This window comes from Ramlibacter henchirensis (genome assembly GCF_004682015.1).
Taxonomy (GTDB): Bacteria; Pseudomonadota; Gammaproteobacteria; order Burkholderiales; family Burkholderiaceae_C; genus Ramlibacter; species Ramlibacter henchirensis.
The window spans coordinates 271,190-292,494 of the sequence record NZ_SMLM01000001.1 but is presented as its reverse complement, the minus strand read 5'-3'; the positions used below and the strand labels follow the sequence as shown (position 1 = coordinate 292,494).

The window sequence follows — 21,305 nt, the reverse complement described above, 5'->3', positions numbered from 1 at the left end:
ATCAGCGGCGGATGAACGGATTGGGCACGTCCAGGTCCGACGACATCCACACGCACTTGGTGTCCAGGTATTCCTTGATCGTCTCGGTGCCGGACTCGCGGCCGATGCCCGATTGCTTGTAGCCGCCGAATGGCGACGTGAAGCTGGTGGCGCGGTAGTTGTTGACCCAGACCGTGCCGGCCTTGAGCTTGTCCGTCATCAGCATCGCGCGGCGCAGGTCGCGCGTCCACACCGCGGCAGCCAGGCCGAACAGCGTGTCGTTGCCGATGCGGATGGCGTCGGCCTCGTCCTTGAACGGAATGACGGCCAGCACCGGCCCGAACACCTCCTCCTGGGCTATGCGCATGTCGTTGCGCACGCCGGTGAGGATGGTCGGCTCGACGAACTGGCCGGCGCCGAGATCAGGGCGGCTGCGGCCACCGAGCACGCACCGTGCGCCTTCGCGCTGCGCGATCTCGATGTAGCCCATGATCTTCTCGAACTGCGGCCGCGTGGCGATGGGGCCGACCTGCGTGTCGGCCTGCCTGGGATCGCCCAGCTTCACGCCGCGCATGAACTCCAGCAGCCTGGCGATGAACTTGTCGTGGATGCTCTCCTGCACCAGCAGGCGCGAGCCGGCCTGGCAGCTCTGGCCCGACGCCGCGAAGATGCCGGAGACCACGCCCTTGACGGCCTGGTCGAGGTCGGCGTCGTCGAAGACGATGTTGGGCGACTTGCCGCCCAGCTCCAGCGTGACGGTCTTGAGGTTGCGCGCCGCCATCTCGTAGATCTTCTTGCCCGCGGCGGTGCCCCCGGTGAAGCCGATGTGGGGCACCTTGGGATGCAGCACGAGCGCCTCGCCGACTTCCGGGCCGAGGCCGGTCACCACGTTGACCACGCCTTTCGGAAAGCCCGCCTGCTCGAACAGCCTGGCGAACTCCACCATCGAGCCCGAGGTGAACTCGGACGGCTTGACGACGGCGGTGCAGCCGGCCGCAAGGGCAGGTGCGAGCTTCCAGCTGGTGAGCGTGAGCGGCGAGTTCCAGGGCGTGATGATGGCCACCACGCCCTTGGCCTCGTACCTGGTGTACGCGAACACGCCCTTCTTGTCGGTCGGGATCACCGAGCTCTGCACCTTGTCGGCCAGGCCGGCGTAGTAGCGGAAGTAGTCCGCCATGTAGCGAACCTGCGCGACGACTTCGGCCGCCAGCTTGCCGTTGTCACGCTGTTCGACAGCGGCCAGCCGGTCGGCGTTCGCGGTGATCACATCGCCCAGCTTCCACAGCAGGCGGCCCCGCTCGGAGGGCGTGAGGGCGGGCCACGGCCCCGACTCGAAGGCGCGGGACGCCGCTTCGACGGCGCGCTCCGCGTCGGCGGCGTTTCCGCGCGCCACTTCGGCCCAGACCTCGCCGGTGAACGGGTCCTCGCTCGGGAGGTACTCGCCCGAGGCGGGCGGCACGCCGGCGCCGTCGATGAAATGGTCGAAACGTGTGAGGCTGGCCATGGCTGGAGCGAGAGGAATGGGGCTGGGCGGGACCGCGGAACCGCGGCGTACCTGCGGCCCTTTCGTTCCGTACAGCATAACAGTGTTCTAAAAAACGTAGATTCGGGTTAGCCCGGATCGGGGCCTGCGGATGGCGCCTGCGTAAGGTCCTTTCCGCCGCGGAAAAGCGCCCGGAAGAGCGCTGATAAACTCGCTGATGGAGGTGAACTTATGAGCGATGAAGGCGGTGTCGCCGCGGTGGATCGGGCCCTGTCGATCCTGGACGCGCTGACCGACGAGAAGATCACGCTCGCGGAGCTCTCCAAGCGCACCGGGCTGTACAAGAGCACGGTGTTGCGCCTTGCGAAATCGCTGGAACGCTTCGGCTACGTCCTGCGCACCGAGGACGGCAGCTACCGGCTCGGCTCCAAGGTCCTGTACCTCGGCTCGCTGTACCAGCGGCACTTCCGCACCTCCGAGATCGTGCCGCCCGTGCTGCGCAGCATCGTCGAGGAACTGCAGGAAGGCGCTTCCTTCTACATCGTCGACGGCGAGCACCGGATCGTGCTGCACCGGGTGGACGCCGCGCGCACCGTTCGCGACTCCGTCCACGAAGGCGACCGACTGCCGCTGACGCACGGGGCCGCCGGCCACCTGCTGCGCGCCTTCAGCGGCGTGCGCGGCGAGCGCTATGAGCGGATCCGCGATGCGATGTTCGCGTCGTCCTTCGGCGAGCGCGATCCGGAGATCGCGGCTTTCGCCGCGCCTGTGTTCGGCCACGACAACCGCCTGGTCGGCGCGTTGAACGTTTCGGGCCCGCTGTACCGGATCGAGGCGCTGGGGGAAAAAAGGATCGTGCCGGCGCTGTTCAAGCATGCGCAGGCGCTCACCCGCACCTTCGGCGGCAATCCCGACGCGCCCGAATTCGCCGGCTGGAACAAGCCTGCCGGCAAGGGCAAGGCCCCGCCAAGGGGCGCTTCGACGGGAAATCATTCCAGGTCGAGGTTGAACGCCGGCTGAGCGCCGCGGCGCGCATGCGCCGCGGGCTGCCCGGTCATCAGAGCTTTTGCACGCGCTCCAGCTCGGAGCGGAAGGTCTTCACGAGCGCGGGGTCGTACTCGTTCGCGAACTTGTCGTGGATGGGCTTGACCATCTGACGCATCTTCGCGACTTCCGCCGGCGCCAGCTCGTTGATCTCCATGCCCTTGGCCTTCAGTTCCGACAGCGCCTTGCCGGCCATCTCGCGGCTGACCTTGCGCTGGTAGTCGCGCGCTTCGATCGCGGAGTCCTGCAGGATCTTCTGTTCGGCGGGCGAGAGGCGGTCCCAGAACTTCTTGCTCACCAGGATGATGTTGGCGGCGTAGACGTGATTCGTCGCGCTCAGGTACTTCTGCACTTCGAAGAACTTGTTCGACAGGATCACGGAGAAGGGGTTCTCCTGGCCGTCGACGGCCTTGCTCTCCAGCGCGCCATAGAGCTCGGCGAAGGGCATCGGGACCGGGTTCGCGCCGAACGTCCTGAACGTGTCCAGGAACACCGGGTTCGGGATCACGCGCAGCTTCACGCCCTGCAGGTCCTCGGCCTTGGTGATCGGGCGGCGGCTGTTGGTGACGTTGCGGAAACCCAGGTCGAAGAAGGTCAGGCCGACCAGGCCCTTCTCGGGCAGCTTGGCCAGCAGGGCCTTGCCCAGCGGGCCATCCAGCAGTTCATCGGCCTGCTTGAAGCTGGTCACCGTGAACGGGAAGTCGAGCAGGCCGAATTCCTTGACGATGCCGGCCAGCGAGGTGGGCGCGGGAGCGGTCATCTCCTGCACGCCGCCCTGCAGCGCGGACTGCTGCTGCATCTCGTTGCCCAGCTGGTTGGACGGGAACTCCTGGACCTTCAGCTTGCCGCCGCTCTTGGCCCCCACCAGCTCGGCGAACTTGCGCGCCCCCATGCTCATCGGGTGGTCGGTGTTGTTGAGGTGGCCGAAGCGGATGGTGCGCTCCTGGATTTCCTGCGCGGCCGCCGGCAGCGCGAACACGGTAGCGGCCAGCGTCACGGCCAGCGCAGTTTTCAAGATCTTCAAGTCAAGACTCCTTCGTTTCGAGCCGCGCGCGGCTCCTGGTCCCAGAAAAAACCGACGGCCGCGGGCGCGGCGTCCTCCACCCCCTGCGCGTGCACCGGGAAGAACCCCGGAGGGGCGTTTCGCACTACAGAACGGCGTTCTAAGTCTCGCACCATCGGACCGATCCCGTCATCAGGGATTCCACCCACCCTCGCGCCACTCCGGGCTGAGGTACGATTTTGAAACGCCGTTCTGTGTCATAGAACGATGCGTCGTCCACCATCAACAGGAGCCGAGACACCCATGAAACTCAGATCCATCGCAGCGCTGCTGCTCTCCGCCGGCGTGCTGACGTCGCCCGGCCTTTTCGCGCAGACGGCCAAGCCGCCGGCCGCGGTCGACCTCCAGAGCTGCTGCACCGCGGGCGACCAGGACTTCCCCAAGGTGGGCGGCAACCTCGGCAACCAGAACTACTCGTCGCTGCGCCAGATCAACAAGGGCCTGGTGAAGCAGCTGGGCGGCGCCTGGGTGAACCGGATCGAAGGCGGCCTGAACAGCGGCACCAACCAGAGCACCACCGTCGTCGTCGACGGCGTGCTGTACATCGAGTCGGCGCTGGGCAACCTGGTCGCGGTGGACGGCCGGACCGGCCTGACCAAGTGGAAGTGGACCACCCCGTTCGGCGGCATCACCCGCCGCGGCGCCGCGGTGGCGAAGGACCTGGGCCTGGTCTACACGCTTGCCAACGACAACCGGCTGGTGGCGCTGGACATCCACACCGGTGCGGTGCAGTGGATCAAGCAGTACCCGACGTCGAGCACCGATCCCAGCTACGTCGGCAACGTGGAGAAGGTCGCGCTGGTCTATCACGACAAGCGCCTCTATGTCGGCACGAACGACGGCAGCCGCGGCGCCGCCCTTTCGATCGACGCCACCACCGGCGAGGTGCTGACAAAGTTCTGGGGCGTTCCGCGCCCGGGCGAGTACGGCTACGACACCTGGGGCGGCGCCGCGGAAGCCAACCGCACCGGCGCCACGCCCTGGATCCACCCCGCGGTCGATCCCGAGCTGGGCATGGTGTACTGGACGTTCGGCAACGCGCGCGGCGGCTCGTCGCAGAACGGCTCCACCCGGCCGGGCCTGAACCTGTTCGCCAACTCCATCGTCGCCCTCGACCTGAAGACCGGCGAGTACAAGTGGCACTTCCAGTCCATCCACCACGACATCTGGGACATGGACAACGTGATGGCGCCGGTGCTGGCGGACGTGAAGATCCACGGCCGCGACCGCAAGGTGGTGGTCTACGGTTCGAAGTCCGGCATGTACTACATCCTGGACCGCAAGGACGGCAGCGCGCCGCTGGGCATCGACGAAGTGCCGGTCAAGCAGGACGCCCGCCAGGCCAGCTGGCCGACGCAGCCCCTCCCGCGCCAGGGCGCGTGGACGGAGACCTGCGTGGTGGACCAGCCGCTGGGCACCGAAGTGCCCGGCGACCCGAACCGCGCGGTGCCCAACTACGTCAAGGGCTGCCTCTATGACGCGCACTGGGACGTGCCGATCCTCTCGATCCCGGGCCACGGCGGCGGCGCCGACTGGAATCACCAGTCGTTCAGCCAGCGCACCGGCCTGATGTACACCGGCATGGGCTACGTCGCCGCGGCGCACTCGCTCACCGAGTCCAGCAACGGCCTGCGTCCGCCGGGCGAGTACCAGACGGGCGCCGTCGTGGCGGTCGACCCCAGCACCAACCTGGTCAAGTGGAAGAAGCGCATGCCGTATTCGCTGGCGCACGGCAACGGCATCCTGACCACCGCGTCCGACCTGCTGTTCATCGGCCAGCCCGACGGCAACCTGCTCGCGATGGACGCGCACAACGGCGAAGAGCTGTGGCGCTTCCAGACGGGGGCGGCGATCAGCGCCAGCCCGGTGAGCTACGAGATCGACGGCGAGCAGTACGTTGCGGTGTACGCCGGCGGCACGGGCATCCCGTACGGCAACTCGGCGCCGCGCGGCGACTACCTGTGGGCGTTCAAGGTCGGCGGCACCGTCGCGCCGGCTCCCACGCCCACGCCTCCCGAGGTGCGCCGGCCCGTGTCCGGCAACCCCGTGGAAGGCGCCGCCCTGCCGACGCCGAACACCGTGTTCCTGGCGCGTGTCCAGACCGCCGCAGGTGCGCCGGGCGCGACGGAGTCCACCGCGGTGAACGGGATGACGCCCACCTGGATGCGGGTGCCGGCGGGTACGACCGTGACCTTCACGAACCCGGCGAACAACGTGAACACGCACTGCGCCACGCAATTCTTCGAAGGCCTGTTCAACTTCAAGCTGGCCCCCGGACAGTCGGGTCAGTACACGTTCGACAAGCCGGGCGAGTACTTCTACAACGACTGCCACAGCCCGCGTCCCACCGGGAAGATCGTCGTCTACTAAGAGCACCCCGAGGGCAAGGGACGCCGCGCAAAGCGGCGTCCTTTTTTTCTGCACATGAAGTTCCATCGCGCGCGGGCGACGCTGCGCCGCCACTCCCCTCGCCCAGTTCCAGCGGCGGCATCTTGCCACCTATACTGCGGCAATGAACCAGCTGGTACAAAAAAGAACGCAACGCCGTGTGGTGGGGAAGGAGCCTGCCCGCACGAACGATCCGGACCGCACCAAGGCCAACATCCTGGAGGTGGCGGCCGCCGAGTTCGGCGAGAAGGGGCTGGCTGGTGCGCGGATCGACGAGATCGCCGCCGCGACGCAGACCAGCAAGCGGATGATCTACTACTACTTCGGCAGCAAGGAGGGCCTGTACCTCGCGGTGCTGGAGGAGTCGTACCGGCGCGTGCGCGAGATCGAGGCAGAACTGCACCTGCAGGACCTCGAGCCCGAGCAGGCGCTGCGCCGGCTGGTGGCGTTCACCTTCGACCACCACCTGAACCACGAGAACTACATCCGGCTCGTCATGTCGGAGAACATGAACCGCGGCCAGTACATCGCGCAGAGCCGGCGCATCCAGGAACTGAACGTGCCCGCGATCTCCGCCATCCGCCAGCTGTACCAGCGCGGCGTGAAGGCGGGCGTGTTCCGGCCGGGGCTCGACCCGGTCGACATCCATGCCTCCATCTCGGCGCTCAGCTTCTTCAACGTGTCCAACCGGCACACGTTCGGCCTGATCTTCAAGCTCGACACACGCTCGGCCGCATACATCGCGCACCGCCGCGACAGCGTGATCGAGATGGTGGTGCGCTACATGCGCGCGCCCTAGACGACCCGGGCGGCCCGCTACGGGTTTTCCCTCAGTTTCGGACTAACCAGTTCGTACAAAATCGCGCCAAGGAGACAAATCCGTGCAAAAGCTGATCGACCTCGCGTGTCGACTGTTCTCGTTCGTCATGGTCGTGTGCCTGGCGCTCATGGTGGTCATGGTTTTCGGGAACGTCGTGCTGCGGTACGGCTTCAACACGGGCATCACGATCTCCGAGGAACTCTCGCGCTGGCTGTTCGTGTGGATGACGTTCCTCGGCGCCGTGGTCGCGCTGCGCGGCCACGCCCACCTGGGCACCGACATGCTCGTGTCGCGGCTGCCGGTCGCGGGCAAGAAGCTGTGCCTGGGCGCCACCCACCTGCTGATGCTCTACCTGTGCTGGATGATGGCCAAGGGCGGCTGGCAGCAGACGGTGATCAACCTCGGGAGCACCAGCGCCGTGATGCAGGCCTCGATGGCCTGGTTCTACGTCAGCGGCGTCGTGTTCGCGGCCGCCGCCGCGCTGGTCATCGCGCACGATTTCTTCAAGCTGGTCACCGGGAAACTCGGCGATCGTGAACTGGTGGCGGTGATCGAGTCCGAGGAGGACGTGGCCGCCGCGCAAGCCGGTACCGTGGGAGGGGCCGCACGATGACCATCGCCGTCTTCCTGGGCGCCCTGCTCGGCACGATGGCGCTGGGCCTGCCGATCGCGTTCGCGCTGCTCGCGAGCGGCGCCGCGCTGATGTGGCACATGAACATGTTCGACGCCCAGATCCTGGCGCAGAACACGCTCGAAGGCGCCAACAGCTTTCCGCTGCTCGCCGTGCCCTTCTTCATGCTGGCCGGCGAGATCATGAACACCGGCAGCCTGTCGCGCCGCATCGTCCACCTGGCGATGACGCTGGTGGGCCACGTGCGCGGCGGGCTGGGGTACGTCGCCATCATTGCCGCCGCGCTGATGTCGGCGCTGTCCGGTTCGGCCGTGGCCGATGCGGCGGCCCTCGCCGCGCTGCTGCTGCCGATGATGAACAAGGCGGGCTACGACAAGGCCCGTTCGGCCGGACTGCTGTCGGCCGCCGCGGTCATGGGGCCGATCATCCCGCCGAGCATCGGCTTCGTCGTGTTCGGCGTCGCCGCCAACGTGTCCATCTCCAAGCTGTTCCTGGCGGGCATCTTCCCCGGCATCCTGCTGGGCGCCGCCTTGTGGGTGACGTGGTTCTTCATGGTGCGCCGGCAGAAGATCGAACCGCCGCCGCGCGCCACCAGGCAGGACCTGCTGGTCGCACTGAAGGACGCCACCCTGGCGCTCGGCCTGCCCGTCATCGTCATCGTCGGCCTGAAGTTCGGCGTGTTCACGCCAACGGAAGCGGCAGTGGTCGCGGCCGTCTACGCGCTGTTCGTCTCCATGGTGGTCTACCGCGAGCTGCACGTGAAGCAGCTGTACGGCATCTTCGTGGCCGCGGCGCAGACCACGGCGGTCATCATGTTCCTGGTGGCGGCCTCCTTGGTCTCGGCCTGGATGATCACGGTGGCCAACGTGCCCGCCGAAGTCGTCAAGCTGCTCAAGCCGCTGCTGGACCAGCCGACGATGCTGCTGATCGCGATCATGGTCCTGACCATCCTGGTCGGCACGGCGATGGACATGACGCCCACCATCCTGATCCTGACGCCGGTGCTGATGCCGCTGATCAAGGCGGCCGGCATCGACCCGGTCTATTTCGGCGTGCTGTTCATGATCAACAACTCCATCGGCCTGATCACCCCGCCGGTCGGCACCATCCTCAGCACGACGGCCGGCGTCGGAAAGATGAGCATGGACGAGGTCACGCGCGGCGTGTGGCCCTTCATGCTGGCCCAGTTCGCGGTGATGTTCCTGATGGTGCTGTTCCCCAGCCTCGTGATGGTTCCGGCGCGCTGGCTCTACAACTGATCCTTCAACAGGAGACCTCCATGAGAAGACAACTGCTCAAGACCGTCCTCGCGGTCGCGGCCCTCGCGGCCACCGGCGCCGCCGTGGCGCAGACCAAGACCATCAAGTTCGCCAACCAGAACGCCAAGGGCCATCCCATCGTGATGGGCATGGAGAAGTTCGCCGAGCTGGTCGAGTCCAAGTCGGGAGGCAAGCTCAAGGTGAACGTGTTCCCCGGCGGCGCGCTCGGAAGCGACCAGGCCAACGTGTCGGCGCTGCAGGGCGGCACGCTGGAGATGGCTTCGATGAACTCCGGCATCTTCGCCAGCGTGGTCAAGGAGTTCGCGATCTACGACTTCCCGTTCCTGTTCGGCAACGCGAAGGAGGCCGATGCGGTGGTGGACGGGCCATTCGGCCGCTCGCTGCACGCCAAGCTGGAAGAGAAGGGCCTGGTCGGCCTGGGCTACTACGAGCTGGGCTTTCGCAACATCACCAACAGCCGCCGTCCGATCCAGAAGGTGGAAGACATCGCCGGCCTGAAGCTGCGCGTGATCCCCAACCCGATCAACGTCGACTGGGTCAGCGCGCTCGGCGCCAATCCCACGCCCCTGCCCTTCCCCGAGCTGTACGCCGCGCTGGAGCAGAAGGCGGTCGACGGCCAGGAGAACCCGGTGGCCACGATCCAGGGCGCCAAGCTGTACGAAGTGCAGAAGCATCTTGCGCTCACCAACCACCAGTACAACCCGCAGTCGGTCGTCGTCAGCAAGAAGTTCTGGGACGGCCTCTCGGGGGACGAGAAGAAGGTCCTGCAGGACGCCGCCACCGAGTCGGCCCGTTACCAGCGCGAGCAGTCGCGTTCGCAGGCCGCGGGCATCCTGGAGAACCTGAAGAAGAACGGCATGCAGGTCACCGAGCTGGCGCCGGCGGAGATCGCCAAGCTGCGCGAGAAGATGAAGCCGGTGATCGCCAAGCACTCGGGGTCGGTGGGCGAGAACACCGTCAGCGCCGTGATGGCCGAGCTGGACAAGATCCGCAAGTGAAGGGCCGCATGAAGAAGATCCTGGTCCTCAACGGGCCCAACCTGAACCTCCTGGGCACGCGGGAGCCGTCGCAGTACGGCACCCGCACGCTCGCCGACGTGGAGGCCCTGTGCCGCGACACGGCTCAGCGGCTCGGCTACGCCGTCGACTTCTTCCAGAGCAACTGGGAAGGCGCGCTGATCGACAAGATCCACGAGTACGGCCGGCTCCACCAGGAGGGCGAGGTTGTCGGCTGCGTGTTCAACCCAGGCGCGCTGACGCACACCTCGGTCGCGCTGCACGACGCGATCAAGGGTGTCGCGGGCCTGCCGGTGATCGAGTGCCACATCTCGAACATCCACGCGCGCGAGCCGTTCCGGCACCAGTCGTGGGTCTCGCCCGTGGCGGCGGGGATCGTCATGGGCTTCGGCGTGGATGGTTATGCCGTCGCCATCGAGGCCCTGGCGCGCCGCGCGGGCCATCCCGACAAGGCGTTCCCCGGATGACCGCGCGGCTTCCGGCCCCCATGCTCATCGACGGCCGAACCGAGGTCATCGCCCACCTGGGCTGGCCCACGCACGCCTTCAAGGCGCCGATGATCTACAACCCGTACTTCGAGAGCGCCGGGATCAATGCCGTGGTCGTTCCGATGGGTTGCAAGCCGGAGAACTTCGCCGCGCTGCTCAAAAGCCTGTTCACGGCGGAGAACGTGCGCGGCGCGCTCGTCACCATGCCGCACAAGGTCAGCGTCGTCGGACTGATGGACAAGGTCTCGCCCGCGGTGAAGGTCGCCGGATCGTGCAATGCGGTGCGCCGCGATGGCGATGGCCGCCTGGTCGGCGACATGTTCGACGGCGAAGGCTTCGTGCGCGGCCTGAGCCGCAAGGGTTTCCGCGTTCAAGGTGCGCGCGCGCTGGTGATCGGCTGCGGCGGCGTGGGCTCGGCCATCGCGGCCTCGCTGGCGCAGGCCGGCGTGGGCGAGCTGGCGCTGCACGACACGCAGGAGCGCTCCGCCGAATCGCTGGCGCAGCGATTGAAGATGACCTACCCCGCCACGTCGGTCGTGCCCGGCAGCACGGACCCGGCGGGCTTCAGCCTGGTGGTGAACGCCACGCCGCTTGGCATGAACCCGGGCGATCCGCTCCCGCTGGACGTGAACCGGCTCGACCCCGACGCCTTCGTCGGCGAGGTCGTGATGAAGTCGGAACTGACGCCGCTGCTGGCCGCGGCGCGGCAGCGCGGATGCGCGGTGCAGGTCGGCGCGGACATGCTGTTCGAGATGATCCCGGCCTACCTGGAGTTCTTCGGCCTGCCCGGCACCACGGCCGAGCACCTGCGTTCGGTGGCGCGTCTGCAGTACTGAGGAGAAGGCGCATGAGCGACCTCCTGGTCCATCCCGAGCACGCGCGCGAGCCGATGCTCGATGCGTTCAGCGACGAGGCCAATCCGATCGGCCTGGATGGCATCGAGTTCATCGAATACGCGACTTCGCGGCCGCAGGCGCTCGGACAGGTGCTGGAGTGCATGGGCTTCCGCCCGGTCGCGCGGCACCGCTCGCGCGAGGTGCTGCTCTACCGGCAGGGGCCGATGAACATCGTCGTCAACGCGCATCCGCCTTCGCCCGAGAGCGATCTCGCCCTGGCCGAGACGCCCACCATCGCCGCAGTGTCGGTGCGAGTTCGCGATGCGCGCGCGGCCTACCGGCTGGTGCTCGATCGCGGCGGATGGGAAGTGCCCACGCACCCGGAAGCCATGGAGCTGAACATCCCGGCGATCCACGGCGTGGGCGGAACCCGCATCTACTTCGTGGACCGCTACAAGGAGTTCTCGATCTACGACGTGGACTTCCTGCCGGTGCCCGCGGCCGACCCGCGCCCGCCTTCGATCCACGGCATGCATTTCTTCGGCATCGTGCAGTACATCGGCGCCGGACGAACCTACGACTGGATCGAGTTCTACACGACGCTGTTCGGCGCCGAGCTGATCCCCGACGAGCAGCGCTTCGGCATCATGCCGGCGGGCAAGCTGCTGCGCCTTCCCGCGCTGGACCCGGCCAACCGCTTCATGCTGCAGCTGGTCGAACCGCCCGAGGACTCGTTCGACACGTCGGAGCGCCTGCAGCGCATCGGCGTGGGCGTGACCGACGTGCTCGAAGCCGTGCGCAGCCTGCGCGAGCGAGGCGTGGAGTTCGTAGAGAGTTCGGCCGCCCACACCGAGAGGCGCGGCGCCATCAGCAAGACCTACCTGGGCAGCGTGGCCTTCGAGCTCGTGCACACGCAGCCATGAACCACCTGCGCAGCATCCACGAGGTCCTGCGCGCGTTCGGCATGGACACGATCAGCCTGGCCGGGCCGCTCGAAGCCAAGCTGGAGGCGATGGCGGAGGCCGGCTTCAGCCAGGTCATGCTCAAGGCCAACGACCTGGTGGGACATCCCGGCGGCTGGAAAGCAGCAGTGAACGCGGTGCGGTCCAGTGGCCTGCGCGGCACCGGCTTCCAGGTGCTGCGCGACTTCGAGGGGCTCTCGGGGCACCTGCACCAGTACAAGGTCGACATCGCCAAGGCGATGCTCGAGATGTGCGCGGCCCTGGGCTGCAAGGTGCTGCTGGCCTGCTCCTCGACCTCGGCGCATGCCAGCCAGGACCTGGACGAGATCGCGCGCGACCTGCGCAAGCTGGCGATGCTGGCGCTGCCGCACGGCATCCGAATCGCTTACGAAGGGCTGTCCTGGGGCCGCACGGTCAACGAGTTCACCACCGCCTGGGACGTCGTGTGCCGCGCGGACTGCCCGAACCTCGGCGTCGGGCTGGACTCCTTCCATATCCTGGCCGCCAAGACGGACCTGCAGGCCCTGAAGGAGCTGGATCCGGCGAAGATCTTCCTGGTGCAGCTGTCCGACTTCATGTGGCAGGAAACGCGCACGTTCGAAGAGCGCATGGCGACGGCGCGGACGTACCGGGTCTTCCCCGGCGAAGGCGTGCACAACGCACAGATCGTCGAGATGGTCCTGCAGCTCGATGCGCTCGGCTACCGCGGCGATTACAGCTTCGAGGTCTTCAACGACGACTACGTGCAGATGCCCCTGCCGTTCGTCGCCGGCCGCGCACGCAAGTCGGCCTTGTGGCTGGCCGAGGACGTGCTGCGGCGTTCCTTGCCGTTGCCCAACCAGCTGCGCCTGCGGGCGTAGCCCCGTTGAAAAGTGTTGCGCCCGCAGAGGGTCAGCTCATCCGTTCGCGCCTCGGCAACCCCGTCCGCTTCTCCTCCCATCTGCCTGCTTCCCGGCGTATCACTTAAGCAGCACAAACCGGCAAGAGACTAGGATCGGCTGATTTGCGGAAGAGACAGGCAGGAGCGAAGAACATGCCCCCCGTGATCACCAACATCGAAGACCTGCGCGTGCTGGCGCGCCGGCGCGTGCCCCGCATGTTCTACGACTACGCGGACTCCGGCTCCTGGACCGAGAGCACCTACCGCGCCAACGAGGACGACTTCAACCGCATCCTGTTGCGCCAGCGCGTGGCGGTGAACATTGAAGGCCGAAGCACGCGCACCACCATGATCGGCCAGCCGGTTGCCATGCCGGTCGCGATCGCTCCAACAGGCCTCACCGGCATGCAGCATGCCGATGGCGAGATCCTGGCGGCGCGCGCGGCCAAGAAGTTCGGCATCCCGTTCACGCTGTCGACCATGAGCATCTGCTCCATCGAGGACGTCGCCCGCGGCACCGACAACCATCCGTTCTGGTTCCAGCTGTACGTGATGCGCGACCGCGACTTCATCGAGCGGCTGATCGACCGCGCCAAGGCCGCCAACTGCTCCGCGCTGGTCCTCACGCTGGACCTGCAGATCATCGGACAGCGCCACAAGGACCTGAAGAACGGCCTGTCGGCGCCGCCGAAACTCACCCTGCCCAACCTGATCAACATGGCGACCAAGCCGCGCTGGTGCATGGGCATGCTGGGCACGCAGCGGCGGCAGTTCGGCAACATCGTCGGCCACGTCAAGGGCGTGGAGAACATGGGCTCGCTGTCGGAATGGACGGCCAAGCAGTTCGACCCGCGCCTGTCCTGGGCCGACGTCGAATGGATCAGGAAGCGCTGGGGCGGCAAGCTGATCCTCAAGGGCATCCAGGACATCGAGGACGCGCGGCTGGGGGTCGACTCGGGCGCGGATGCGCTGATCGTGTCCAATCACGGCGGCCGCCAGCTCGATGGCGCGCCTTCCTCCATCTCCGCGCTGCCCGAGATCGCACAGGCAGTGGGCAATCGCATCGAGGTGCACATGGACGGCGGCATCCGCTCCGGCCAGCACGTGCTCAAGGCGGTGGCGCTCGGCGCCAAAGGCACCTACATCGGCCGGGCCATGCTGTACGGGCTGGGCGCGATGGGCGAAGCGGGCGTCACCCGTGCGCTGGAGATCATCCACAAGGAGCTGGACCTCTCGATGGCGTTCTGCGGCCGCACGGACATCAACACGGTCGACAAGAGCATCCTGCTGCCCGGGAGCTATCCCACCGGCACGCCGGCCGGGCACTGAGCATGGACGACTCGCACCGGCTCGATGCCCTCGCGGACGAGATCCGCGCGGCCCACGACCAGGCGCGCCAGCTCGCGCCGATCACGTCGCGGCAAGCGGGTTTCGGCATCGAGGACGGTTACGCGGTGGCCGCGCGTCTGCACCAGGCGCGATTGGCGGCAGGGGCGGTACCGCGCGGCCGCAAGATCGGCTTCACCAACGCCAACATCTGGCCCGAGTACGACGTGCACCAGCCGATCTGGGGCTGGGTCTACGAACACACGCTGCTGTCGAGTGGCGGCGCGCCGGCCCGCGTCAGCCCTGCGGGACTGGCGGAGCCGAAGATCGAGCCGGAGATCGCGTTTCGCCTGCACTCGTCGCCGCCCGCCGGCGCGGATGTGCAGCAGCTGCTCGCGTGCATCGAGTGGGTCGCGCCGGCGTTCGAGGTCGTGCAGTCGCACTTCCCCGGCTGGAAGTTCCAGGCGGCCGACACCATCGCCGACGGTGGCCTGCACGGGCGGCTGGTGCTCGGCGAGCCGCAGCCCTTGTCTGCACTCGGCGACGATCCTGCGGCGTCGCTGGCCGGCCTGACGGTGGTGCTGCGCCGGGACGGCGTGCAGCTGGAAGTGGGGCGCGGCAGCAACGTTCTGGGCAGCCCGCTCGCCGCGCTGTCGCACCTGGTCGCGTTGCTGGCGCAGCAAGGCCCGGACGTCGCGTTGCAGCCCGGCGAGGTGGTCACGACGGGCACCGTGACGGCGGCGTATCCCGTGCAGGCGGGCCAGCGCTGGCGGGCCGAGCCGGGCGGTGTACCGCTGGCGCCACTCGAACTCGAATTCGACACCTGAACGTCGCACCGCCGCCGGAAGGCGGCGCCGCGCCTGAAGGAAAATCGGGGCGTGCCCCTGCTGCGCCGCATCGCCCACCTGGACATGGACGCCTTCTTCGCGTCCGTGGAGCTGCTTCGGTATCCGCAGCTCAAGGGACTGCCGGTCGTGATCGGTGGCGGCCGCCGCAAGGTCGACGAGATGCTGCGCGACCGCTTCGCCGACCGGCCGCTGTCGGAGATCCCGCCGGAGGCCTTTCCGCTGCTGAAGGACTACGTCGGCCGCGGGGTGATCACCACGGCGACCTATCCCGCGCGCCAGTTCGGCGTGGGTTCGGCGATGGGGATGATGAAGGCGGCGCGCCTGTGCCCGCAGGCCATCGTGCTGCCGGTGGACTTCGACGAGGTGCGCCGCTACTCGCGCACCTTCAAGTCCGTCATCCGCGAGATCGCGCCGCTGGTGGAGGACCGGGGCGTCGACGAGGTCTACATCGACTTCACCGAGGTGCCGGGCGGCCAGCGTGAAGGAGGCCGCGTGCTGGCGCGCCTGATCCAGAAGTCGATCTTCGAGGCCACCGGCCTGACCTGCTCGATCGGCGTGGCGCCCAACAAGCTGATCGCCAAGATGGCGAGCGAATTCAACAAGCCCAACGGCATCTCGGTGATCTTCGAGGACGACGTCCAGACGCGCATCTGGCCGCTGCCCGTGCGCAAGATCAACGGCATCGGTCCCAAGGCGGAAGCCAAGCTGCACCGCCTGCACCTGCGCACCATCGGCGACATCGCCGCCCAGGACGTGGACTGGCTCATTGGCAATTTCGGCCGCGCCACCGGCGCCTGGATGCACGACGCCGCGTGGGGTCGCGACGATCGGCCCGTGGTCACCGAGAGCGAGCCCGTGTCCATGAGCCGCGAGACGACGTTCGAGCGCGACCTGCATGCGGTGCGCGACCGAGCCGAGCTGGGCGCCATCTTCACCGACCTCTGCGAGCGTGTCGCGGACGACCTGCAGCGCAAGGGCTACGTGGGCAAGACCATCGGCATCAAGCTGCGCTACGACGACTTCCGCATCGCCACGCGCGACCAGACCATCGAGCAGTTCACGGCCGATCCGAGGACGATCCGCAAGGTGGCCGGCCAGTGCCTCAAGCGCGTGCCGCTGAAGCAGCCGCTGCGACTGCTGGGCGTGCGCGTGGGCAAGCTCGCCCGTGAAGATGAAGCCAATGCGGCTCCGGCGCCGGCGCCCACCGTGGCGCTCGCGGCAGAGCCGATCCCGGACCTCTTCGGGCAGCCCTGAAGACCTGGGCGCAGTCGCGCCTCAAAGCTCTCCTACCGCAATCGCCGAGCAGGGCCTACAGGCCGGCCTCCGGCCGCGCCCTAGCTTGAAGCTCCCATGCTCAAGAGCGCGATGCCATGAAGTACGCAACGCCCCCCAGCCGCCTGCCGGCCACCCTGCTCCTCGCCTTCTCCGCCACGCTCGTGCCGATCGGCGCTGCGTTTGTCCCGCCCGCCCAGGCGCAGACACGCCAGGCCGCAGCACCGGTGATCGAAGGCCTGGAAGTCAATGCCGATGCCGGCCTTTCGCCCGGTTCGACGCTGGAATTCACCGTGCGCGGGACGCCCAAGTCGACGGCGCGCGTGCAGGTGACCGGCAGCACGGTCTCGCTGCCGCTCACGGAACGCGAGCCCGGCCTCTATACCGGCAGCCACGTGGTGCGCAAGAGCGACCGCGGCCTTCAGCCCAAGGCGCTGATCCGCGCGAACCTCACGCGCAATGGCCACACCGCGAGCTCCAACTTCAGCTTTCCGTCCTCGTTCGCGCTGCTGCATGCGAACACGCCGCAGGCCTCGGCGCAGGCTGCGGGTCCGGGTGGGGCTCCCGCGGGGGCCGCGGGGCCGAAGATCGAGCGGTTCGTGCTCGCGCCTCTGGATCGGATCGAGCCGGGCGCCGAACTGAAGTTCGCGCTCGACGGAACGCCGCGCGCGAACGTTTCGGTCGAAGTGCCGGGATTGCCCAAGCCGCTGGTCATGCAGGAGGAGCAGCCGGGACGCTACGTCGCGAACTACACCGTTCGCAGGACCGACACCGTGCGGCCCGGCCCCATCGTCGCCACGCTGCGCGCTGGGGACAAGTCGGTGAGGGCTTCCATGGGGCAGCCATCGGCGATGTCCGCCCAGGCGCCCGCTCGGGGAGTGGGGCCCGCGGCCGCCCCGATGGGAATGCCCGCTAGCGGTCCGTTGACGCTGCAGGTCACCAACCCGGGACCCAACAGCGCCATCGATTCGAACCAGTTCGTCCTGCAGGGCCGCACGGCGCCGGGGGCGAACGTGCGGGTCAAGGTCAATGCCGTGCCGCCAACAGCCCCGGGGCGCGCGGCCGTCGCGCAGCAGGTCACCGAGCAGACCGTGCAGGCCGACGCGAACGGCAACTTCAGCCTGAACTTCGGGCCGCAGCGCTATGCGCCCGGCACGCGCTTCGAAGTGCAGCTGAGCGCGAAGCACGGTGCGCAGACCACGGCCGAACAGCGCCTGACGCTGTTCCAGCGCCAGGGCTGACGGAGCGCTTTCCTTGACCGGGGCCCTCGTGGGGCCTAGATTGACTTGGCCGATCAACGCGAGAGGCCGCCATGCAACTCGCCGAAATGCAGCGCATCAAGCGCTGGCAAGTCGATCACCGCCGCACGCAGCCGCTGGAGTACCACCTGTGGGACGCCGTGCTCACGGCGTGGCTGATGGGCTGGATCGGCTGGCTGCCGGCTTTTCTCCTGGACGCGCTGTGGGCCCTGCCGCTGTGCCTGGCGGGGATGGCCGCGCCTCAGCTTTATGTGACCTGGCGATCGCGCCTGCACCGAAAACGCAGGCTGCGCTGCGACTGGCTGCAGCAGCGCTAGCGCTCACTGGCGCGCCGTGCGGATGTTGGCGGGCAGCGCCAGCGGATGGCTGGTGCGGAAGGGATTGATGTCCAGCCCGCCGCGGCGCGTGTAGCGCGCATAGACGGCCAGCTTGGCCGGCCGGCAGCGCCGGCGGATGTCCATGAAGATGCGCTCCACGCACTGCTCGTGGAATTCGTTGTGGTTGCGAAAGCTCACCAGGTAGCGCAGCAAGCCGCCCTGGTCGATCTGCGGCCCCGAGTAGCGGATCTGCACCGCGCCCCAGTCGGGCTGGCCCGTCACCAGGCAGTTGCTCTTGAGGAGGTTGCTGACCAGCACTTCCTCGACCGGCTGCTCGTCGAATGCGGCGGTCAGCAGCGAGGGCTCGGGTTCGTAGTGGGTGCACTCGATGTCGAGGCGGTCCAGGTTGAAGCCGTCGAGCTCATGCACCTGTTCCTGGTCGAACACGTCGGGCGCGAGCAGGCGCACGCCCACCGAGCCGGACGAGCCGCTGTTGCGCCACACCGCCTCCGAGAGATCGCCGCGCAGCCGCGCGAGCACTTCGCCGGCCGAACCGAAGCGCGTGTTGGAGAAGCTGTTGAGGTAGAGCTTGAACGACTTGCTCTCGACGATGTTGGGCGTCTCGCAGGGTACGGTGACGTGCGCGATGGCGACGACCGGCTTGCCGCGCGGCGTGAGCCAGCTCAATTCGTAGGCCGTCCACAGGTCGGCGCCGAAGAACGGAGGCTGGCCGTCGATGCCCAGTTCCTGGCGCTTGTCCAGGCGCGGAATCGGGTAGAGCAACTCGGGCGCGTACTGGTCGCGGTAGGCGGCGGGCTTGCCCAGCAGCGACCCGCCCGGGGTGTTGTCTTGCATCAGGCGGCAGTCTGCCGCAGGTGCGGCACGATGGAATGCAGCAGGCGATCGACCACGCCGGGCGGCAGGTCATGCCCCATGCCGGGGATGCCCACCAGCCGCGCGCCGCGGATGCGCCGGGCCGTGTCGTGGCCGCAGGCGAAAGGCACGAGCGGGTCGTCCTGGCCGTGCACCACCAGCGTCGGCGCCTTGATGCGCGGCAGTTCGTCGGCCCGGCGGTTGTCGGCCGCGACGGCCGTCATCTGGCGCATCGTGCCGGTGGGATTGAAGGCGCGGCGGGTCGCCAGGCGCACGCGTTCGCGCGTGGCCTCCTCGTCGCTCGGGAACGCCGGGCTGGCGATCACCCGCAGGAATTTCATCGAGTGCTCCACGATCGCTTCCTCGCCGCGGCCGGGAACGCGGCTCATGAGGATGCGCAGGACGTGCGGCTTGGGACCGGGCAGGTAGCGCGCGCCGCTGGAACTCATGATGCTGGTGAGCGACAGCACGCGCTGCGGCGCGGCCAGCGCAACGCGCTGCGCGATCATGCCGCCCATGCTGACGCCGACCAGGTGCGCGGCCTCGATGCCGAGCGCGTCGAGCACGCCCAGCGTGTCGTGCGCCATGTCCTCGAGCGTGTACGGCGCCTGCACGCTCAAGCCCATGCGGTGCCGCATCGAAGCCAGCATGAGGTTGGGCACGCCCAGGTGGTGGAAGTGGCGCGAGAGCCCCGAGTCACGGTTGTCGAAGCGCACGACGCGATAACCCGCTTCCTGCAGCCCCGCCACGAAGGCGGCGGGCCAGGCCACGAGCTGCATGCCCAGGCCCATGACGAGCACCACGGCGGGCCGGCCGGCCTCGCCCGTGTCCTCGACCTCGATCGGGATGCCGTTGGCCTGCACCCTCATGCGGGCGATCCCTGCACTTGCGCGAGCCTCACTCGAAGCGCCGTTCCCGCAGCCACTTGGTGGCGATCCATTTCTCGCCCGCCAGCACCGGCGCGCCGCCGTGCAGCGTGCGGGTGGACGGGTGCGGCCGCTCGTAGCTGAAGAACACGCCGTGACCGCGCTTGGGGAAGACTTCCAGGTGCACGTCGGGGAAGGTGGTGCCGCCACCCTTTTCCGGTTCGCCGAGGTACATCACGAGCGTGGCCACGCGCTGCCCGCCGCGCTTGAGGATGGTGGGCGTGCCCGGTTCCTTGGGATCGAAGTAGTCGTAGTGCGGCTTGTATTCGGCGCCGGGGCGGTAGTGCAGCACCTGCAGGCCCTCGCCGTTCTCCTCGGGCCAGTTCACCAGCCTGGCGATGCGCGCCTCGATGCGGCGGACGATGTCGTTCTCGCCTCGCTGGAAGAACATGCCGCTGCTGGTGCGGTCGTCGTTGATCTCCTCGCCGCCGGTCTTGGTGGCCACGGTGAGCGAGCGGGCCAGGCGCGGCTTGGCCAGCGCGATCAGCTCGTCGCACTCCTGGTCGGAGAGCAGGTTGCCGAACACCACGACGCGCGGGTTGTACATGTTCTGCAGGATGTGCACGCGCCGGTCGCCGCCATCGACGTACAGCGGCGAGTCGTCCAGCCTCGGGTCGGGCACCGGCACCGACGGCGGCAGGCCTTCGGCCACCGCCTTGGCCTCCAGGTGGCTTCGCAGCGAGGTTTCCATCGCCTCGATGGCGACTTCCTCCTGCCAGCCGGACGCGAGCATCGACTGCAGCACGGATTCGGCGCTGTGGCCCGCCTGCGCCTGCTCCACGATCCAGCGGCGCAGCTCGGGCGTGATCTGCTGTTGCGTCTTGGTCGTCATGGCTGCATTTTCCTCCGGAACACCAGCCGGTCGGGCTGCGACGCCTGCGCGTCGAAGCGGTAACCCTCGAAGTCGAAACCCTCCAGCCGCCGCGGGGTGCGCACGCGCTGCTGGATGGCGTAGCGCGCCATGAGGCCGCGGGCCTTCTTGGCGAAGAAGCTGATGACCTTGTAGCCGCCGCCCTTCCAGTCCTCGAACACGCATTCGATGACGCGGGCCTTGAGCCGGTCGAGGTCGACGGAGCGAAAGTACTCCTGCGAGGCCAGGTTCACGATGACCGGGGTCGCGTCGGCCGCCAGTTCACGGTTGAGGTGCTCGGCGATGTCCTCGCCCCAGAACTGGTACAGGTTGCGTGCCGCGCCCACGGGCAGCGCGGTGCCCATTTCCAGGCGGTACGGCTGCATCAGGTCCAGCGGGCGCAGAACGCCGTAGAGCCCGCTGAGGATGCGCAGGTGGCGCTGGGCCCAGTCGAGGTCGGCTCGCGAGAGCGTGCGGGCCGCGAGCCCGTCGTAGACGTCGCCGTTGAAGGCCAGCACGGCCTGGCGCGAGTTGCGCTCGTCGAAGCGATCCGACCAGGCGCGATAGCGGGCCACGTTCAGCTCGGCAAGAGCCGGGCTGATGTCCATCATTTCGCCGATCTGCCGCGGCGACTGGCGGCGCAGCACGTCGATGAGGCGGGACGACTGGCGCAGGAACTGCGGCAGCGTGTGCGGCAGGTCGCCGACCGGGGTCTCGTAATCGAGCGTCTTGGCCGGCGAGAGCAGGAAGAGCATGACGGTGCC

Annotated in this window: 21 protein-coding genes; 15 read left to right on the top strand and 6 right to left on the bottom strand. The window is 68.0% G+C overall.

From position 1 onward, the window contains the following. Position 1: 1 nt before the first annotated feature. A complete protein-coding gene (locus tag EZ313_RS01455) occupies positions 2-1,483 on the bottom strand; it encodes an aldehyde dehydrogenase (protein ID WP_135261449.1) in 1,482 nt (493 codons plus the stop codon). Positions 1,484-1,693: 210 nt separating this feature from the next. Here EZ313_RS01455 and EZ313_RS01450 point away from each other — a divergent pair, with 210 nt between their 5' ends. Then, on the top strand, positions 1,694-2,482 hold the full coding sequence (locus EZ313_RS01450; RefSeq protein WP_135261448.1) for an IclR family transcriptional regulator: 789 nt from the start codon (positions 1,694-1,696) through the stop codon (positions 2,480-2,482). Between the two features lie 37 nt (positions 2,483-2,519). Here EZ313_RS01450 and EZ313_RS01445 read toward each other — a convergent pair whose 3' ends face one another. Beyond that, entirely contained in the window at positions 2,520-3,530 is a 1,011-nt protein-coding gene (locus EZ313_RS01445; protein WP_135261447.1) for a TRAP transporter substrate-binding protein, read from the bottom strand. A gap of 282 nt (positions 3,531-3,812) precedes the next feature. Between EZ313_RS01445 and EZ313_RS01440 the strand changes: the two genes are divergently transcribed. The 14 genes from EZ313_RS01440 (at position 3,813) to EZ313_RS01375 (ending at position 17,892) form a co-directional block, all read left to right on the top strand. Beyond that, entirely contained in the window at positions 3,813-5,939 is a 2,127-nt protein-coding gene (locus EZ313_RS01440) for an outer membrane protein assembly factor BamB family protein (protein WP_135261446.1), read from the top strand. A 142-nt stretch (positions 5,940-6,081) separates the two neighbouring features. Beyond that, on the top strand, positions 6,082-6,756 hold the full coding sequence (locus tag EZ313_RS01435) for a TetR/AcrR family transcriptional regulator (protein ID WP_135261445.1): 675 nt from the start codon (positions 6,082-6,084) through the stop codon (positions 6,754-6,756). 82 nt (positions 6,757-6,838) lie between these two features. Beyond that, a complete protein-coding gene (locus EZ313_RS01430) occupies positions 6,839-7,390 on the top strand; it encodes a TRAP transporter small permease (protein ID WP_135261444.1) in 552 nt (183 codons plus the stop codon). Beyond that, on the top strand, positions 7,387-8,667 hold the full coding sequence (locus EZ313_RS01425; RefSeq protein ID WP_135261443.1) for a TRAP transporter large permease: 1,281 nt from the start codon (positions 7,387-7,389) through the stop codon (positions 8,665-8,667). The genes EZ313_RS01430 and EZ313_RS01425 overlap by 4 nt, the downstream gene beginning before the upstream one ends. Before the next feature lie 20 nt (positions 8,668-8,687). Continuing rightward, positions 8,688-9,686 (top strand): TRAP transporter substrate-binding protein, encoded by a 999-nt coding sequence (locus EZ313_RS01420; protein WP_135261442.1) that lies wholly within the window; start codon positions 8,688-8,690, stop codon positions 9,684-9,686. 8 nt (positions 9,687-9,694) lie between these two features. Beyond that, a complete protein-coding gene (aroQ, locus tag EZ313_RS01415; RefSeq protein WP_135261441.1) occupies positions 9,695-10,171 on the top strand; it encodes a type II 3-dehydroquinate dehydratase in 477 nt (158 codons plus the stop codon). Then, positions 10,168-11,028 carry a shikimate dehydrogenase family protein gene (locus EZ313_RS01410; RefSeq protein ID WP_240788494.1) on the top strand — a complete coding sequence of 287 codons (861 nt, stop codon included), beginning with the start codon at positions 10,168-10,170 and terminating at the stop codon, positions 11,026-11,028. The genes aroQ and EZ313_RS01410 overlap by 4 nt, the downstream gene beginning before the upstream one ends. A gap of 11 nt (positions 11,029-11,039) precedes the next feature. Next, positions 11,040-11,951, top strand: coding sequence for a 4-hydroxyphenylpyruvate dioxygenase (locus tag EZ313_RS01405; RefSeq protein ID WP_135261440.1), 912 nt, complete (start codon positions 11,040-11,042; stop codon positions 11,949-11,951). After that, positions 11,948-12,850, top strand: coding sequence for a sugar phosphate isomerase/epimerase family protein (locus EZ313_RS01400; protein WP_135261439.1), 903 nt, complete (start codon positions 11,948-11,950; stop codon positions 12,848-12,850). Before EZ313_RS01405 ends, EZ313_RS01400 begins: the two co-directional genes overlap by 4 nt. 173 nt (positions 12,851-13,023) lie before the next feature. Then, positions 13,024-14,199 (top strand): alpha-hydroxy acid oxidase, encoded by a 1,176-nt coding sequence (locus EZ313_RS01395; RefSeq protein ID WP_135261438.1) that lies wholly within the window; start codon positions 13,024-13,026, stop codon positions 14,197-14,199. Between the two features lie 2 nt (positions 14,200-14,201). Then, positions 14,202-15,023: a 2-keto-4-pentenoate hydratase gene (locus tag EZ313_RS01390; RefSeq protein WP_135261437.1), complete on the top strand. Its 822-nt coding sequence runs from the start codon at positions 14,202-14,204 to the stop codon at positions 15,021-15,023. An 84-nt stretch (positions 15,024-15,107) separates the two neighbouring features. Continuing rightward, positions 15,108-16,298: a DNA polymerase IV gene (gene dinB, locus EZ313_RS01385; RefSeq protein WP_135263520.1), complete on the top strand. Its 1,191-nt coding sequence runs from the start codon at positions 15,108-15,110 to the stop codon at positions 16,296-16,298. A gap of 116 nt (positions 16,299-16,414) precedes the next feature. Next, positions 16,415-17,557 carry a hypothetical protein gene (locus tag EZ313_RS01380; RefSeq protein WP_135261436.1) on the top strand — a complete coding sequence of 381 codons (1,143 nt, stop codon included), beginning with the start codon at positions 16,415-16,417 and terminating at the stop codon, positions 17,555-17,557. 71 nt (positions 17,558-17,628) lie between these two features. After that, on the top strand, positions 17,629-17,892 hold the full coding sequence (locus tag EZ313_RS01375) for a hypothetical protein (RefSeq protein ID WP_135261435.1): 264 nt from the start codon (positions 17,629-17,631) through the stop codon (positions 17,890-17,892). Between the two features lie 3 nt (positions 17,893-17,895). Here the strand turns inward: EZ313_RS01375 and queF are convergent, their stop codons facing one another. From queF to yaaA, 4 genes are read right to left on the bottom strand one after another with little or no spacing between them, the layout of a single operon-like run. After that, positions 17,896-18,747 carry an NADPH-dependent 7-cyano-7-deazaguanine reductase QueF gene (gene queF / locus EZ313_RS01370; RefSeq protein WP_135261434.1) on the bottom strand — a complete coding sequence of 284 codons (852 nt, stop codon included), beginning with the start codon at positions 18,745-18,747 and terminating at the stop codon, positions 17,896-17,898. Next, positions 18,747-19,634 carry an alpha/beta fold hydrolase gene (locus EZ313_RS01365; RefSeq protein ID WP_135261433.1) on the bottom strand — a complete coding sequence of 296 codons (888 nt, stop codon included), beginning with the start codon at positions 19,632-19,634 and terminating at the stop codon, positions 18,747-18,749. Before EZ313_RS01365 ends, queF begins: the two co-directional genes overlap by 1 nt. A 28-nt stretch (positions 19,635-19,662) precedes the next feature. Continuing rightward, positions 19,663-20,523: a 2OG-Fe(II) oxygenase gene (locus EZ313_RS01360; RefSeq protein ID WP_135261432.1), complete on the bottom strand. Its 861-nt coding sequence runs from the start codon at positions 20,521-20,523 to the stop codon at positions 19,663-19,665. Then, complete coding sequence (gene yaaA, locus EZ313_RS01355; RefSeq protein WP_135261431.1) at positions 20,520-21,296, bottom strand: peroxide stress protein YaaA; 777 nt, start codon at positions 21,294-21,296, stop codon at positions 20,520-20,522. The genes EZ313_RS01360 and yaaA overlap by 4 nt, the downstream gene beginning before the upstream one ends. Positions 21,297-21,305 lie beyond the last annotated feature (9 nt).

Bases quoted from the DNA above. Each gene is read 5' to 3' on its own strand.
- EZ313_RS01455 (WP_135261449.1), bottom strand. From the start codon at position 1,483: ATGGCCAGCCTCACACGTTTCGACCATTTCATCGACGGCGCCGGCGTG.
- EZ313_RS01450 (WP_135261448.1), top strand. From the start codon at position 1,694: ATGAGCGATGAAGGCGGTGTCGCCGCGGTGGATCGGGCCCTGTCGATC.
- EZ313_RS01440 (WP_135261446.1), top strand. From the start codon at position 3,813: ATGAAACTCAGATCCATCGCAGCGCTGCTGCTCTCCGCCGGCGTGCTG.
- EZ313_RS01435 (WP_135261445.1), top strand. From the start codon at position 6,082: ATGAACCAGCTGGTACAAAAAAGAACGCAACGCCGTGTGGTGGGGAAG.
- EZ313_RS01425 (WP_135261443.1), top strand. From the start codon at position 7,387: ATGACCATCGCCGTCTTCCTGGGCGCCCTGCTCGGCACGATGGCGCTG.
- EZ313_RS01420 (WP_135261442.1), top strand. From the start codon at position 8,688: ATGAGAAGACAACTGCTCAAGACCGTCCTCGCGGTCGCGGCCCTCGCG.
- aroQ (WP_135261441.1), top strand. From the start codon at position 9,695: ATGAAGAAGATCCTGGTCCTCAACGGGCCCAACCTGAACCTCCTGGGC.
- EZ313_RS01410 (WP_240788494.1), top strand. From the start codon at position 10,168: ATGACCGCGCGGCTTCCGGCCCCCATGCTCATCGACGGCCGAACCGAG.
- EZ313_RS01405 (WP_135261440.1), top strand. From the start codon at position 11,040: ATGAGCGACCTCCTGGTCCATCCCGAGCACGCGCGCGAGCCGATGCTC.
- EZ313_RS01400 (WP_135261439.1), top strand. From the start codon at position 11,948: ATGAACCACCTGCGCAGCATCCACGAGGTCCTGCGCGCGTTCGGCATG.
- EZ313_RS01395 (WP_135261438.1), top strand. From the start codon at position 13,024: ATGCCCCCCGTGATCACCAACATCGAAGACCTGCGCGTGCTGGCGCGC.
- EZ313_RS01390 (WP_135261437.1), top strand. From the start codon at position 14,202: ATGGACGACTCGCACCGGCTCGATGCCCTCGCGGACGAGATCCGCGCG.
- dinB (WP_135263520.1), top strand. From the start codon at position 15,108: ATGGACGCCTTCTTCGCGTCCGTGGAGCTGCTTCGGTATCCGCAGCTC.
- EZ313_RS01380 (WP_135261436.1), top strand. From the start codon at position 16,415: ATGAAGTACGCAACGCCCCCCAGCCGCCTGCCGGCCACCCTGCTCCTC.
- EZ313_RS01375 (WP_135261435.1), top strand. From the start codon at position 17,629: ATGCAACTCGCCGAAATGCAGCGCATCAAGCGCTGGCAAGTCGATCAC.
- queF (WP_135261434.1), bottom strand. From the start codon at position 18,747: ATGCAAGACAACACCCCGGGCGGGTCGCTGCTGGGCAAGCCCGCCGCC.
- EZ313_RS01365 (WP_135261433.1), bottom strand. From the start codon at position 19,634: ATGAGGGTGCAGGCCAACGGCATCCCGATCGAGGTCGAGGACACGGGC.
- EZ313_RS01360 (WP_135261432.1), bottom strand. From the start codon at position 20,523: ATGACGACCAAGACGCAACAGCAGATCACGCCCGAGCTGCGCCGCTGG.
- yaaA (WP_135261431.1), bottom strand. From the start codon at position 21,296: ATGCTCTTCCTGCTCTCGCCGGCCAAGACGCTCGATTACGAGACCCCG.